This window comes from Veillonella parvula (assembly GCF_048309325.1).
GTDB lineage: Bacteria > Bacillota > Negativicutes > Veillonellales > Veillonellaceae > Veillonella > Veillonella parvula_T.
In genome coordinates this window covers 85,738-100,449 of sequence record NZ_DBFBTX010000002.1, presented here as the reverse complement: position 1 = coordinate 100,449, position 14,712 = coordinate 85,738, and the positions used below count along the sequence as shown (strand labels likewise).

The following is a 14,712-nucleotide window of genomic DNA, read 5'->3' as shown; positions in this document are numbered from 1 at the left end:
TCATATAAAATGCATGTTATTACATGCTATTTTATTTACTTCTGTTGTATTGTTCGAGTTGGATCAACAGAACAGATACGTCCGCAGGGGAGACGCCAGAGATACGGCTTGCTTGGCCGATGGAGTGAGGACGAATCTTGTTGAGCTTTTGTTGAGCTTCAAGAGAAATGCCCTTGATTTGTGTGTAGTCCCATTCTTTTGGAAGAATTTTTTCTTCTAGTTTGCGAACTTTATCGACTTGGTCCATTTGCTTTTTAATGTACCCTTCGTAGGTAATGGAAATATCGACAGCCTCTTCTACATCAGGTGTATAGCGTTTCAAACCAAATGCATCAGCTACAATGGCGTAAGAGAGTTCATTACGTTTTACTAAATCATAAGCGTGAATACCTGTTCTAATAGGTGCTGTACCTAAACTTTCAAGCAAAGCTTGTGTTTCTTTAGACGGATTGACAGGTGTATTTCGTAACATATCCATTGCTTCTTCGATAGCAGCTTTCTTGGCTGTAAATTTGGCCCAACGATCGTCTTTTACAAGACCGATTTCACGGCCTTTTTCTGTAAGACGCAGGTCTGCATTATCTTGACGAAGCAATAGACGGTATTCACTGCGGCTTGTCATCATGCGGTACGGTTCATTTGTACCTTTTGTTACAAGATCATCGATAAGAACACCGATGTACGCTTCGGAGCGAGCAAGGATGAACGGTTCCTTTCCTTGAATCCACAATGCTGCGTTGATACCAGCCATAAGGCCTTGAGCAGCCGCTTCTTCATAGCCAGATGTACCGTTGGCTTGACCTGCAGAGTAGAGACCTTCAATATGTTTCACTTGAAGTGCTGGTGTCAATTGCATTGGATTCAAGCAATCGTATTCGATAGCATAGGCAGGACGCATAATTTCAACATTCTCAAGACCTGGGATGGTACGCAAGAAAGCATATTGTACATCCATTGGAAGAGACGTACTCATACCTTGTACATACATTTCATTTGTACCCGTGCCTTCTGGTTCTACGAATAATTGATGGCGTTCTTTATCGGCAAAGCGCACTACTTTATCTTCGATGGAAGGACAGTAACGAGGGCCTACGCCTTCGATTTTGCCACTATACATAGGAGCCCGGTGAATATTGCTATGAATGATTTCGTGCGTTTCTTTATTAGTATAGGTCAACCAACATACATCTTCATTACGATTAATCCATTCATCCATGAAGGAAAATGCGTGATGATGTGCATCGCCTTCTTGAACTACCATATTTTCGAGGTTTAAAGTACGTTTATCTACACGTGCTGGTGTACCCGTTTTAAAGCGCATCAATTCAATACCATTATCGAGTAAGGATTGAGAGAAATGTTCTGCTACGCGTTGACCATTTGGACCGCCCACATAATCGATATCACCGATGAGGATTTTACCTTTCAAATAGGTACCTGTACAAAGAATAATAGCCTTAGCGCCATAGAATTCACCAAGCTCTGTAACGATACCTGTTACCTTGTCATCCTCAACCTTAAGTTCTGTCACCATGATTTGCTTAACATTGAGATTATCTGTATTCTCCAATGTTCGTTTCATCAAATGTTGGTATTTAATCTTGTCGGATTGACAGCGCAAAGAATGAACGGCAGGTCCTTTGCCCATATTGAGCATACGCATTTGGATAGCTGTAGCATCCGCATTGATACCCATTTGACCGCCTAATGCGTCAACTTCGTAAACAAGATGGCTTTTACCAGGGCCACCCACGGCAGGGTTGCACGGCATAAGCGCAATATTATCTAAACTGATGGTCGCCATCAACGTGCGATGACCCATGCGGGCAGCGGCGAGGGCCGCCTCACAACCAGCATGACCACCACCGATGACGATGACATCATAATTATCTACTGTGTACATATCAATTAAATTCCTTATATTTGTTACTTATCTTATTGTAAAAGTTTAAATCACTTACCAAGGCAAAAACGACTAAACAATTCATCTATCATGCTTTCTCGGATGGTATCGCCTGTGATGTCGCCTAGTAGTTCCCAAGCGCTACGCAGGTCGGTGGCTACAAAGTCTACAGGCATGCCCATGTCGATAGAGGAGAGGGCTTGTTCTACTTGAGCCTTCGCTTGTTCCATGAGGCTGATGTGGCGCACATTACTGATCATGGCGCTATTGTCTTGTTTTACGCGACCGCCGTAGACGAGTTCTTGCACCCATTTGGCAAGAACCGCAGAGCCTTCGCCTTCTTTAGCACTGATTCGTTCGATAGCCGTGAAGGTTCCGTGTTCTTTAATATTTTCATCTGTAACGACTTGTGCCACATCGGACTTATTAAGGAGTACGATAGTATTCAAACCGCTCACAGAGGTCAAAATTCCGATTTCTTCAGGGGTTAAAGGAGTAGATCCGTCAATAACGCAGAGCACGATGTCTGCTTTGTTGATATAATCGCGAGCACGCTCAACACCGAGGGCTTCCACCGTATCTTGTGTGTCGCGAATACCTGCTGTATCAATAAGGCGTAAAGAAATACCTTCTACGGTCATATATTCTTCAATACTGTCACGTGTCGTCCCCGGAATATCCGTTACGATAGCGCGGTTTTCGCGCAAGAGAGCATTCATAAGGCTCGATTTACCTGCATTTGGACGACCTACGATAACCGTCGTAATACCGTCGCGAATTAGACGGCCTATATTAGCTGTGGACAAGAGTTCATCCATAGCTTTCAAAATAGGCTGCAACTGTTCGCGAACCTCTTGGCTCGTTACGTCTTCTATATCCTCCTCAGGATAGTCGATGGTTACCTCTAAATGAGCAATCATAGCAATGAGCTGTTCACGCACATCTTTTACAAATGAAGAAACAGTCCCATCTAGCTGAGCCACAGCGAGGGAGAGGGAGTCCTCCGTTTTTGCTTCAATAATATCAATAATCGCCTCCGCTTGCGTGAGGTCGATACGTCCGTTCATAAAGGCACGCTTCGTAAATTCACCGGCATCAGCCATGCGCACATCGTGATTTACAAGCAATTTTAGAATTTGTCGAACCGGCACAATACCGCCGTGACACTGAATTTCTACCACATCTTCCGCCGTATAAGAATGAGGGCCTTTCATTAATAACACAAGAACCTCGTCGATGGTCTTGTTCGTCGCTGGATCCACAATGGTCCCGTATTGAATCGTTCTATTTTGGCGATCCATCAAAGGAACGGTGCCAATGCTCTTGAACAGGCTATTTACAATAGGAAAACTATCCTTGCCGCTAACACGAATAATACCAACCCCACCGATGCCGGGCGGTGTCGCAATGGCTGCTATTGTATCATCTATATACATACATATCTCCGTATTTCGATTATTATCTTTTATATGTTCTTCGCCTGTGAAAGTTAAACTAAACCAATCTTACCCGCGCGAAGATTAACTTAGGTTAGCTTTCACCATAACCTAAATAATAAAGGGAACAGCCCTCAAGTAACGGAGAATACCAGTTACCTGAAAGCTGCACCATTATATTTTATTTTTTGTACGAAATCACAACGTGACGGAATGGTTCATCCCCTTCACTGTTGGTAACAACGTTTTTATCCCCTTGAAGGGCGGTATGAATGATTTTACGTTCAAAAGCATTCATCGGTTCTAAAGAAACCTTTTGACGATTGCGTTTCACCTTAGAAGCCAAGCGTTTCGCGAGATTCACCAATGTTTCTTCTCGGCGAGAACGATAATTTTCCACATCTACCATGATATGGCAATGGCCAGATACATCCTTGTGAGCCACGAGATTTGTTAAGTATTGAATAGCATCTAATGTTTGACCATGTTTACCAATCAAAATACCTAGCTCTTCGCCGTGTACTTGGAATGTAATTTTATCTTTTGTCATCATTTTTTCGATAACGACAGTGAGACCCATTTGTGTAAACATATCATCGAGGAATTGTTTACCTTTTTCAGCAATTTCTTGTTGATCCTCTTTTGAAAGTTCCTTTTTAGAAGGTTTTTCTTCTACAGTACTTTCAGAAGTTTCAGCTGTCGTATCTTGTACTTCTGTTTCGCTTATTGCCACTGGTTCGGAAGCAATAGCTACAGATTGTTCTTTAACATTAGCTGCTTCTTCTGCAGTAGCAGATTTAGCCAAAGCGGTGAAGAATAAGCGAACAACTGCTGGTTTACGACCAATGCCTAAAAATCCACTAGAAGGTTGTTCTAAGACTTTAGTTTCTACCAATTCTTGGCCTTCAGCAGCTAATTGAGCTACACCTTTAGCAATGGCATCTTCAATGGTTTTAGCAGATACATCGATAAATTCCATAATTGCCTCCTACTTAGCGTTCAAATTTTTGTAAATGAAATGCTGTTGAATCAATTGGAATACGTTAGAAACTACCCAGTAGATAACGAGACCAGATGGGAAGCTCAAAGAAATGTAACCAATGAATAAAGGCATAAAGATTGTCATAATCTTTTGTTGTTGTGCAGCAGCACCAGTTGCACCATTACTAGTTTGACGAGACATAACCCATGTGGATAATGCACTCAAAATAGGTAAGATATACATTGGATCTGGATCGCCAAGGCTAGGCAACCACAAGAATTGTACAAAGTTTGGATCGTATGGGTAATCTTTCAAAGCCCAGTAAATCGCGATCAAGAATGGCATTTGTACCAACAATGGCAAGCAACCAGCCAATGGGTTAACGCCCATTTCTTTGTACAATGCACCCATTTCCGCTTGCAGTTTTGCAGGATCGTTTTTGTATTTATCTTGCAATTGTTTCATGCGAGGCTGCAATTCTTGCATAGCCTTCATGGATTTGATTTGCTTAACAGTAAGTGGTGCCAAAATCGCTTTAATAACGATTGTTAAAAGGATAATAGCCACACCGTAGCTTGGATAACCTATCATTTGAGTCAATTGGAACGCATAGGTTACCAATGTGCTCATTAAATCAACGATAGGTTGGAAAATACCACTTAAAAAGTCCATTGTTTCTCCTTTTTCATACAGTCCGAAATCGTCCTTTGCGCATCTATATATCGTTATGGTATGGTCTAAATTTCATCCATACAGATGCTCAGGTATTTCCAAAACTGTGCTTGATGGTGATGGTGAAAGTTACTTTCACAGAACACATCCAGCCTAATCCCACGTGGGTTAGGGAACTGGATCGTAGCCACCCTTGTGGAAAGGATGACAACGAAGAATGCGTTTTAAACCCATCCAGCTACCTTTCAAAGGACCATATTTTTCGATGGCCTGCAGAGTATATGTGGAACATGTCGGATAATAACGGCAACATCCAGGTTTTAAGGGAGATATGGCGAGCTGATAAAACCTAATTAAAAGTCGTAAAAGCATGGTTATACAGCGTTTCATGGAAACCTCCATATACACAAAAAGGACCAAAGCCTCTAACTTGTGGTCCTATTTATCATTTTGTATCAATAATTTGCTTTTTCGCAAGAGATACAAAATCTCCTTTTCCGCTTTTTCGTAGGTAGCGTTTTTCAGAGGGCCACGTCCAACAATTACGATATGATACCCTTCGCGAATGGCGTGCTGATTGAGGCGATATACCTCTTTCATCAGGCGTCTAGCTCGGTTGCGCTCCACTGCACAACCAACCTTTTTACCTGTTACAAAACCAATGCGCGTAGGTTGCTTTGCCACGGGCATACGATACAGTACACACATACGGCCTACTTCGTATTTTCCGTGCTTATACACAAGGCGATATTCATTATTGTGCGTCAGTCGTCTTGCTTTATCAAGGCAATAATCCATATGCATTGTCCTTAAGTCCTAAGAATAGAAAAACTTGGCAGCAGCGCCAAGTTTTTTCTCCTGCCTAACAGCTATTATATTATGCAGATAAGCGTTTTCTGCCTTTTGCACGTCTTCTTTTCAAAACGAGACGGCCACCAATAGTTTTCATGCGTTCACGGAAACCATGGGTACGTTTTCTCCAAAGAGTATTTGGTTGGTAAGTACGTTTCATTAGTAAAACACCTCCTCGTCATTCTGTATTGTTTTACTTATACCATAACAGGGTAATTATAGAGGTAAAACGTAAATTTGTCAATATAATAAAGGGGTTCTGCTGTGAGTTCTTGTATTTCTGAAAATAATTCTACTACACATTTTATCCTGTAATTGATGTTACGTTTCCAGGGGGAGGAATATAGGGCTCCTTCATCGCTCCATACTCATCGTAAAGTCGCTCAAAAGGACCCTATATTCCCTCCCTAAGTAAACCCTAATGTCACCTTCAATACCACTACACGATGTAAACGTAACATCAATTTATCAACATACAAGAACTCACAATTCAAATCTTTTTATACTTTGGCAAATTTATGTTTTGATCTCCAGTTGAAGAGAGGGGAGGAATAGATGTGGTTTTCTCCCTCCATACTCATCGTAAGTCGGTCAAAAATCCACATCTATTCCTGCTCCTAAGACTCCCTTTTAGAAAAATCACTAGTTTGTCATTTTTATCTATCATTTATTTTTGATTATCTGAAGGTTGATGTTGTTATGTTCATCAATTACTTTTCCATCTATGTGTATAATAATCATAAAAATTATCTTATTGGAGGAGGGGAATGAAAACTACTTTTTGAGCGACTTGCGTTAGAATGGAGCGATAAAAGTAGTTTTCATTCCTCCCCCAAAAGTAATTGATGAACAAATAATGAAATAATTATTAATTTATTAACACATTTCCTTCAGATAACCAAAAGTTATCCACAGAATAAATGACAAACTAGTGATTTTTTGGTACAATCATACTTGAAATTAGCAAAAATAATATATTTTTACATGTTTTTGATGGATAACTTTCGAAGTTATCCACATTTTTTCTCTTTTAGTTTATAAAAACTGAAAAGTCAGTAATTATCTATATAAAATAGACTTTTATTTTTACTTATTCACAGGTTATACACAAGTTATTCACAGGAATAATAGTTTTTTCCACAGCTTTTACAATGGTTATGCACATTATTCCTAAAGTTATACACATTTATTGCAATAGTTATTCACAAGAGGCACGTCATGCAATCATTTGATTTAAATAATATATGGGAGCATATATTGCAAGAGGCGAAAAAGAATATGCAACATTTACCTGATGCATTGTATTTGCGCGTCACATCATCGTTGATTCCCATGTCTCTCGAAAGTCATTCAATCCATATTGGGGTCATGCAAACATTTGTAAAAAACTTAATCGACCAGCAGCCGCAAATTAGCAAGGCTTTGCAGGATGCGATTACTACGGTTATCGGTTCCCATCGAGATATGGTGTTATTCGATTTCAATCAAGAAAGTGTAGATACTACCTTTGTTGATGAAAATCTCATCGATACGCCTGTTGTAGCACCGCCGATGCCTTTACCACCTATAGTAGAGGAAAAGGCTCATCAAGAGGAGTTTTACACACCAGTCTATCAAGATCCTGTCTATATCGACCGCGCGCCAGCGCCTGTGGATATTCCAGACGAACCAATGATAGCGACACCAAAGAAACCGACAGAAACAATGCCAACATTGCAGTCTGATAATGTTCCTGTAGACTTGTCATTATCTAATCTCAATCCGGCGTACCGTTTTGATAATTATGTAACGGGCAATGCGAACCGAATACCATTTGGAGCCGCTCAAAATGTAGCTGAATTTCCAGGTGGAGACTATAATCCGCTCTTTATCTATGGTCCATCGGGCCTCGGCAAAACACACTTGATGCACGCCATCGGTAATGCTATCAAGGAAAATCATCCACATATGAAGGTCATGTCTATTACGAGCGAAAACTTTATGAATATTTTCGTTGAAACATTACAGCGCAACCAAGGTAAATTGTTCCGCAACACATTCCGCAATATCGATGTGCTCATGATTGACGATATTCAGTTCCTTGAAAGCCGTGAAAGTACGAAAACTGAACTATTTAATACGTTCAATGAATTATTAAATAACAACAAGCAAATCGTTCTTACCTCTGATACGATGCCAAACGATATGGAGCAGTTCGAAGATCGTCTTCGCTCTCGTTTCCAAGCTGGTTACATTGCCACAATGGAAAATCCAGATTTAGAAACACGCATTGCCATCTTCAGATCACTGCTCGAACGAGAATATAAAAAGAATCGCATTATTCGTATCGATAATGATTCAATTAACTACGTAGCATTGCAATTTAGCGAAAACGTCCGCGTATTGCAAGGTGCTTTTACCAAGCTCATCGGTACAGCATCCATCGATCAACGTCTCGAATCTATCGACCTAGAATACACAAAACACGCCTTGGCGGGCCTCGTTCATACCGAAGAGGTGAATATGGTTAATATTGAAAGCATCCAGAATTTTGTTAGTTCTTATTTCAATATTAAAAAGCAAGACCTACTCGGCAAGAAACGAAAAGCCCAATTCGCATTTCCACGGCAAATCGCCATGTATCTATGCCGCGATATGATCAATGAAAGCTATCCTCAAATCGCAGCAGCTTTTTCTCGTGATCATACGACAATTCTCCATGCATACGATAAAATAACGAAGGAAATTGAAAAAAACGAAGAAACTAAACGAATGGTTGCAGAAATTAAACAGAAATTAACAACCTGTGGATAACTCTGTGGATATACGGTGAATAACTTTGTGGATATCCTAAAACTCATACTTTGATGTTAATATGTGGATAAGTAGGTACAAACTATCAACATAGTTATACACAACTCATAATTCACACAGTTAGTAGCGCCAAATCACTTTTACACATATAAACAGGCCCCTACTATTACTACTACTAAAACTAACAAACAATCAAAAAACCAGTAGAAATAGATCTACCGTAGAATATCTATAGAGCATCTAAGATAGTAAACATAGAATATTACAAACAAAGCAATTAATTATTAGTGCTTTTACAATATATAAAAATTATAAAGGAGTAACATATGCATATTACATTCCCTAAAGCAAATCTCCAAAAAGCAATCAACGTATTGCAAAAGGTATCTCAAAATAAAACAAGTTCCAACTTACCAGGTGCTATTTACATAACTACAAAAAATGGTCAAGTAGAATTGCAAGGTAACGACTTTGAACTTGGTATCCGTTTAACAATTGACGGCGACATCAAAGAACCTGGTACTTTAGTGGTAGGTTCCCGTTATTTCCAAGAATTAATTCGTAAATTACCTGGCGATACTATCGAACTTTACAAACCAGAAGACGGAAATTCTTTGACAATCACATCTGGATCTTCCGAATTTAATCTTGTTACATTACACCCAGATGATTTCTCCTTGGTTGAACAAATTCACGACCAAGATCATGTAAACATCGATAGCTTTGCTATGAAAGAACTTATCGATTTAACAAACTACGCAGCAGCTACTGATGAAGATCGTCCTGTTTTTACCGGTGCTCTTCTTGAAATCAATGAAAACGAAGTCACTATGGTTGCTACCGATACACACCGTATGGCTGTTAAAAAAATTACCATCGATGAACCAGCAACGACTCCAATGCGTGCTATCATCCCTACAAAAACGTTGGCTGAAGTATCTCGTTTATTACCAACAGATAATCCAGCTATGATCAATATCATTTGGAATCGTACACAAATCGTATTCAATTTTGAATCTATTTATATTATTTCTCGCTTGATTGAAGGTACATACCCTGAATATGAAAAGGTAATTCCTTCCCAATTCGATTCTAGCGCTGTTATTGACCGCCGCGAATTCGCTGGTGCCGTTGACCGCGTATCCTTATTGGCTAAAGATATCAGCTATAATGTAATTCGTTATGATTGGGCTGAAAGTAATGTAACATTGTCTACTCAAAATACTGAAATTGGTATGGCAAAAGAAGACGTAGCTGTTGAATTTAAAGGCACACCTTTCACAATCTCCTTCAATGGTCGCTACATTTCTGACATCTTGCGTCACAGCACAGGCGATAATATCCACTTGTTCTTAAAACAAAATGGTCCTGTTGTCATTCGACAAGACAATAATCCAAACTATACATACGTAGTAACACCAGTTCGCACAAATGCTTAAAGTAGGGTGTGAGCTAACAGAGGAGCGGTAGCGACGATGGGAGACACACATCACTTTGGTCGGAGCGTGCAATTTTTCGAAGAAAAATGCCCAGCGAGCGACCTGGACTCAGTATGATATATATGCTTATGTTAATTGTCTACTTTAGGAGAACGTTATGAAAGAGCAACAGCAGGTACCCATTCATACGGAGTACATTCAAATTGATCAGTTGTTGAAGTTAGAAGGCATCATTGAAACAGGTGGTCAAATTAAATCTTTCATCGATGAAGGCATCCTTACCTTGAATGGTCAGGTCGTAACGGAAAAACGCAAGAAATGCCGCGTTGGTGATGTGATTTCTTGTGAAGGTCTTGATGTAGACCTCGTGATTACACAAGAGGAGGCATAATCGGTGAGAATTGACTCACTGCAGTTATTTCAGTTTCGTAATTATAAGGATGTACAGATACAGTTTAATCCTGAGATTATTGTTCTATATGGCACTAATGGGGCTGGTAAGACGAATATCCTCGAATCTATCTATGTTGGTACCATTGGTAAAAGCCATCGTACGAATGATACGTCAGATATGCTCATGTTTAATGCTGAAGAAGCAGGCATAGTTGTAAAATTTGAGAAAAAAGATACGCCTCAAAAGGTAAATATTAAATTATTCCGTCAAGGCCCTAAGGATATTCGATTAAACGACACAAAAATATCTCAAAAAGAACTGATTGGTACATTAAATACAGTTATCTTCTGTCCTGAAGATTTACAGCTCATCAAGGGGACTCCATCGGGACGTAGGCGATTCCTCGATATGGAAATATCTCAGACCAGCGCTACTTACTATCATCAATTAATGCAATATAATCGGCTGTTACAGCAACGAAATGCAGTCCTAAAAGAATATAGGGGAAAGAATACTATTCCTCTTGAAGAATGGGATTTGCAGCTAGCAGATATGGCGAGCTTTATCGTAAAGAAACGATTAGAAAGCTTAAAAAAAATCAATCTGCTCATCGATTTGATGAATCGTAAATTGACAGGTGGCCTTGAAAATTTAACCATTGGTTATGAACAGCCGTATATGGACAATGGTTTATTGGAATATACAAAGGAAGGCTTTTACGAACGTATCAAAGCAGCGTTGCCGCAGGATCGTCATCGTTTAAGCACTAGCGTTGGTCCTCATCGTGATGATTTACGATTCTTTTCCGATGCTATGGATTTAAAGAAATTTGGATCGCAAGGGCAGCAACGAACCGCTGTATTGTCCTTAAAGTTGAGTGAGCTTGAATTTATCAAGTCAGAGGTAGGAGAATATCCAGTTCTTCTCTTGGATGATGTATTGAGCGAACTTGATGAGTCGAGACGAACGAATTTATTGCAGTTTATTCATAAACGAATTCAAACATTTATTACCACTACAGATATTCACGATTTTAAAGATTTGAAATCCGTTCAATTTATTTCTTGTGAAGGGGGACAAGTTCAGTATGGACAGCCTTGATCTTTGTTTACCAAAGGCCTTAGCAGAACTGAATTTACTGGAACAATATAAATTAAATACCCTTGTTCACAAGTGGCGTGATGTAGTAGGTGATGTCATCGCGGATCATACAAAAATTGTGTCCATCAAGCCTCCAAATATGGTTATCAGTGCAGATAATTCCATGTGGATGCAGGAATTACAGATGCAAAAACGTCGTATCATCGAGGCTATCAACAAGTATTACCGCCAAGAGGTAATCACCGATATTCGCTTCATCATGAAACGTCAGAGCTATGTGAAAGTAGAAACTAATACGTCTCTTACGATTCCTGATGAACAAATTATTACAAAACGTATTAACTTTGCAGATATCGTGCTTTCAAAAGAAGACGTAGACGCCATCGATACATCGTTGAAACAAACGGATAACGAAGCATTAAAAGCTGCTTTCCGGAAAATACAAATTACGGCTCGAAAGCGAGAAATCTATTTAGAGCAGCATGGATACCATCGTTGTAAACGATGTGGCATGCACATGGAATCTAAAAAGGAAATCTGTCCAACCTGTGAATATGAATTGCATCGGACTCATATAAAGGAGATTAAATCTGTTATTCGAAAATATCCGTACTTTAAATATAGTGACTGTCAGCAATTTATACAGTGTAGTTTTCCAGACTTTGCAGAAGCGATGCGAGAATCCATATACTTTTACCTTGATAAGATTTATAAAGGATCTATTAATCGCCGTCATATGTTTATGGTGGCCATGCTTATCACCCACAAAAAGCCTGATGAGTTGACGGATCAGCACGTTATTAATTTGTGTAATAAATATCGCTCTAAGTTCCTTGCTGAAGAGGAACAGCGCAAAATCGATGCCCTTAATGGGACATTAGAAAAGTAGAGGGGGCATTCTTATGTATGTTCATATTGGAGATACCATTTCCGTGCCCATAGAATCCATTATTACGATGGTGCATGCCAAGGGCGGAAAGTCCCATAAAAGTCCTATTCATCACTATGAAACGCTAGAATATATCGCCATGGTGCCAGAGGAGCAAATCAAGACATATGTGGTCACTGATGCTTGTGTGTATGGATCTGGTATCAGTATTAAGACTTTAATGAGACGGATTGATGAGTTTTATAGTATAATAAAGAGATAAAGTTTAATCCTGTACATGTTTTGTCACTTTATTTCAATCAAGTGCAGTATGATAGATTGTTAGGAGGAGTTTGTTTCATGCCTGAACAAAATTATGGCGCTCAGAATATTCAGGTTCTTGAGGGTCTAGACGCGGTGCGTAAACGCCCAGGGATGTATATTGGTAGTACGTCTGCTCGTGGTTTGCATCACCTCGTATACGAAGTTGTAGATAACTCTGTGGACGAAGCGCTTGCTGGTTATGCTACACATATCGAAGTATCCATCAATCCAGATAATAGTGTTACTGTTGTCGATGATGGTCGTGGTATTCCAACAGGGATGCATGAATCTGGTATGTCTGCGGTAGAGCTAGTATTAACGAAATTGCATGCCGGTGGTAAATTCGGTGGTGGTGGCTACAAGGTATCTGGTGGTCTTCACGGTGTAGGTATTTCCGTAGTTAATGCATTGAGTGAATGGACTAAGGTTCAAGTATCTCAAAATGGTATTGTTCAAGAAATTTCCTTTGCTCGTGGTCATAAAACTTCCGAGTTGCACGAAATTGGCAAGGCCGAAGGCACTGGTACTACAGTTATTTTCAAGCCAGATGCAGAAATCTTTGAAACTACCGTATTTAGCTTTGATACATTGAAAATGCGTTTACAAGAATTGGCATTTCTTAACAAAGGCCTTCGCATTACATTGAGCGATTTGCGCCTAGAGGAACCTCGTGTTGAAAGTTTCCACTATGAAGGTGGTTTGATTTCTTTCATTACTTTCTTGAACGAAAATAAAGAAGCAATTAATCCAACTGTTATCAACATTGAAAATACAAAAGATGACGTTGTGGTAGATGTGGCATTGCAATATAACGATAGCTATAGCGAAAACTTGTTGTCCTTTGTAAATAACATCAATACTATTGATGGTGGTACACATCTATCTGGTTTCCGTGCTGCTTTAACTCGTACCCTCAATGATTATGGCCGTAAATCTGGTTTGATCAAGGAAAATGAGTCCAATCTTTCAGGTGAGGACGTGCGTGAAGGTTTGACGGCTGTCGTATCTGTGAAAGTGTTGGAACCTCAATTTGAGGGTCAAACAAAAACTAAACTTGGTAATAGCGAAGTTAAGGGTATTACAGATGTTATCGTTACAGAAGGTCTTAAAACATTCTTTGAAGAACATCCTCAAGATGCGAAGAAAATCATCGAAAAAGCAACGATGGCAAGCCGTGCTCGAGAGGCCGCTCGTAAAGCCCGCGACCTAACACGTCGTAAAAATGCTTTGGAAGTATCTAGCCTTCCTGGTAAATTGGCGGACTGTTCCGAAAAAGATACATCTATGACTGAAATTTATTTAGTCGAAGGTGATTCTGCGGGCGGTTCTGCAAAACAAGGTCGCGATCGTCGTTACCAAGCAATTTTGCCATTGCGTGGTAAAATCCTTAACGTAGAAAAAGCACGCTTAGATAAGATTTTGGCTAATAACGAAATTCGCTCCATGATTACCGCTTTCGGAACTGGTATTGGGGAAGAATTCGATATTACAAAATCCCGTTATAATAAGATTATCATCATGACAGATGCGGACGTTGACGGCGCTCATATCCGTACATTGTTATTAACATTCTTCTACCGCTATATGAAACCATTGGTAGAGGAAGGCCATATCTATATTGCTCAACCACCTTTGTATCAAATCAAGAAAGGTAAATCTCACTGGTATGTATACTCTGATGCAGAGTTGACTGCTAAACTTGATGAAGTAGGCCGTGATGGTACTACAATCCAACGTTACAAAGGTTTAGGTGAAATGAACCCTGAACAATTATGGGAAACTACAATGAACCCTGATAATCGTACGATTTTACAAGTTAGCTTAGAAGATTCTATCGAAGCTGACAAAATCTTTACAGTTCTCATGGGTGATAAGGTAGAGCCTCGTCGTAAATTTATTGAAGATAACGCAAAATACGTGCGTAATCTAGATTTGTAAGAGGTGACCC

The 14,712-nt window shown here is 39.7% G+C and carries 14 protein-coding genes; 7 read left to right on the top strand and 7 right to left on the bottom strand.

What is annotated here, in order from left to right; translation table 11 throughout:
- Window positions 1–31: 31 nt before the first annotated feature.
- The 7 genes from mnmG to rpmH all read right to left on the bottom strand — a co-directional run bounded on the left by mnmG (window position 32) and on the right by rpmH (window position 6,005).
- Complete coding sequence (gene mnmG / locus ACMKPP_RS00875; protein ID WP_187002411.1) at window positions 32–1,903, bottom strand: tRNA uridine-5-carboxymethylaminomethyl(34) synthesis enzyme MnmG; 1,872 nt, start codon at window positions 1,901–1,903, stop codon at window positions 32–34.
- A 50-nt stretch (window positions 1,904–1,953) separates the two neighbouring features.
- A complete protein-coding gene (mnmE, locus tag ACMKPP_RS00870; protein ID WP_128114422.1) occupies window positions 1,954–3,339 on the bottom strand; it encodes a tRNA uridine-5-carboxymethylaminomethyl(34) synthesis GTPase MnmE in 1,386 nt (461 codons plus the stop codon).
- Window positions 3,340–3,520: 181 nt separating this feature from the next.
- On the bottom strand, window positions 3,521–4,318 hold the full coding sequence (gene jag, locus ACMKPP_RS00865) for an RNA-binding cell elongation regulator Jag/EloR (RefSeq protein WP_128114421.1): 798 nt from the start codon (window positions 4,316–4,318) through the stop codon (window positions 3,521–3,523).
- A gap of 9 nt (window positions 4,319–4,327) precedes the next feature.
- Entirely contained in the window at window positions 4,328–4,993 is a 666-nt protein-coding gene (locus ACMKPP_RS00860; RefSeq protein WP_004692948.1) for a YidC/Oxa1 family membrane protein insertase, read from the bottom strand.
- Between the two features lie 168 nt (window positions 4,994–5,161).
- On the bottom strand, window positions 5,162–5,383 hold the full coding sequence (gene yidD / locus ACMKPP_RS00855; RefSeq protein WP_012865047.1) for a membrane protein insertion efficiency factor YidD: 222 nt from the start codon (window positions 5,381–5,383) through the stop codon (window positions 5,162–5,164).
- Window positions 5,384–5,431: 48 nt separating this feature from the next.
- Window positions 5,432–5,791 (bottom strand): ribonuclease P protein component, encoded by a 360-nt coding sequence (gene rnpA / locus ACMKPP_RS00850; protein WP_004692947.1) that lies wholly within the window; start codon window positions 5,789–5,791, stop codon window positions 5,432–5,434.
- Between the two features lie 79 nt (window positions 5,792–5,870).
- Window positions 5,871–6,005 (bottom strand): 50S ribosomal protein L34, encoded by a 135-nt coding sequence (rpmH, locus tag ACMKPP_RS00845; protein ID WP_004692946.1) that lies wholly within the window; start codon window positions 6,003–6,005, stop codon window positions 5,871–5,873.
- A 1,058-nt stretch (window positions 6,006–7,063) separates the two neighbouring features.
- On the opposite strand from rpmH, the gene dnaA reads away from it, so the two are divergent.
- From dnaA to gyrB, 7 genes are all read left to right on the top strand, one after another.
- Window positions 7,064–8,638 carry a chromosomal replication initiator protein DnaA gene (gene dnaA / locus ACMKPP_RS00840; RefSeq protein WP_128114397.1) on the top strand — a complete coding sequence of 525 codons (1,575 nt, stop codon included), beginning with the start codon at window positions 7,064–7,066 and terminating at the stop codon, window positions 8,636–8,638.
- Between the two features lie 326 nt (window positions 8,639–8,964).
- Window positions 8,965–10,077 (top strand): DNA polymerase III subunit beta, encoded by a 1,113-nt coding sequence (dnaN, locus tag ACMKPP_RS00835; protein WP_128114398.1) that lies wholly within the window; start codon window positions 8,965–8,967, stop codon window positions 10,075–10,077.
- 157 nt (window positions 10,078–10,234) lie between these two features.
- A complete protein-coding gene (locus tag ACMKPP_RS00830; protein WP_004692943.1) occupies window positions 10,235–10,468 on the top strand; it encodes an RNA-binding S4 domain-containing protein in 234 nt (77 codons plus the stop codon).
- A 3-nt stretch (window positions 10,469–10,471) separates the two neighbouring features.
- Window positions 10,472–11,572 (top strand): DNA replication/repair protein RecF, encoded by a 1,101-nt coding sequence (gene recF, locus ACMKPP_RS00825; protein WP_119563109.1) that lies wholly within the window; start codon window positions 10,472–10,474, stop codon window positions 11,570–11,572.
- Window positions 11,559–12,461: a DciA family protein gene (locus tag ACMKPP_RS00820; RefSeq protein WP_316591527.1), complete on the top strand. Its 903-nt coding sequence runs from the start codon at window positions 11,559–11,561 to the stop codon at window positions 12,459–12,461. Before recF ends, ACMKPP_RS00820 begins: the two co-directional genes overlap by 14 nt.
- A 13-nt stretch (window positions 12,462–12,474) precedes the next feature.
- Window positions 12,475–12,723: a hypothetical protein gene (locus ACMKPP_RS00815; protein WP_058948347.1), complete on the top strand. Its 249-nt coding sequence runs from the start codon at window positions 12,475–12,477 to the stop codon at window positions 12,721–12,723.
- 77 nt (window positions 12,724–12,800) lie between these two features.
- Window positions 12,801–14,702, top strand: a complete 1,902-nt coding sequence (gene gyrB / locus ACMKPP_RS00810) for a DNA topoisomerase (ATP-hydrolyzing) subunit B (RefSeq protein WP_316591528.1) — start codon at window positions 12,801–12,803, stop codon at window positions 14,700–14,702.
- Window positions 14,703–14,712 lie beyond the last annotated feature (10 nt).

Excerpts from the sequence above, each read along its gene's own strand:
- mnmG (WP_187002411.1), bottom strand. The coding sequence starts at position 1,903 with ATGTACACAGTAGATAATTATGATGTCATCGTCATCGGTGGTGGTCAT.
- mnmE (WP_128114422.1), bottom strand. The coding sequence starts at position 3,339 with ATGTATATAGATGATACAATAGCAGCCATTGCGACACCGCCCGGCATC.
- jag (WP_128114421.1), bottom strand. The coding sequence starts at position 4,318 with ATGGAATTTATCGATGTATCTGCTAAAACCATTGAAGATGCCATTGCT.
- ACMKPP_RS00860 (WP_004692948.1), bottom strand. The coding sequence starts at position 4,993 with ATGGACTTTTTAAGTGGTATTTTCCAACCTATCGTTGATTTAATGAGC.
- yidD (WP_012865047.1), bottom strand. The coding sequence starts at position 5,383 with ATGAAACGCTGTATAACCATGCTTTTACGACTTTTAATTAGGTTTTAT.
- rnpA (WP_004692947.1), bottom strand. The coding sequence starts at position 5,791 with ATGGATTATTGCCTTGATAAAGCAAGACGACTGACGCACAATAATGAA.
- rpmH (WP_004692946.1), bottom strand. The coding sequence starts at position 6,005 with ATGAAACGTACTTACCAACCAAATACTCTTTGGAGAAAACGTACCCAT.
- dnaA (WP_128114397.1), top strand. The coding sequence starts at position 7,064 with ATGCAATCATTTGATTTAAATAATATATGGGAGCATATATTGCAAGAG.
- dnaN (WP_128114398.1), top strand. The coding sequence starts at position 8,965 with ATGCATATTACATTCCCTAAAGCAAATCTCCAAAAAGCAATCAACGTA.
- ACMKPP_RS00830 (WP_004692943.1), top strand. The coding sequence starts at position 10,235 with ATGAAAGAGCAACAGCAGGTACCCATTCATACGGAGTACATTCAAATT.
- ACMKPP_RS00820 (WP_316591527.1), top strand. The coding sequence starts at position 11,559 with ATGGACAGCCTTGATCTTTGTTTACCAAAGGCCTTAGCAGAACTGAAT.
- ACMKPP_RS00815 (WP_058948347.1), top strand. The coding sequence starts at position 12,475 with ATGTATGTTCATATTGGAGATACCATTTCCGTGCCCATAGAATCCATT.
- gyrB (WP_316591528.1), top strand. The coding sequence starts at position 12,801 with ATGCCTGAACAAAATTATGGCGCTCAGAATATTCAGGTTCTTGAGGGT.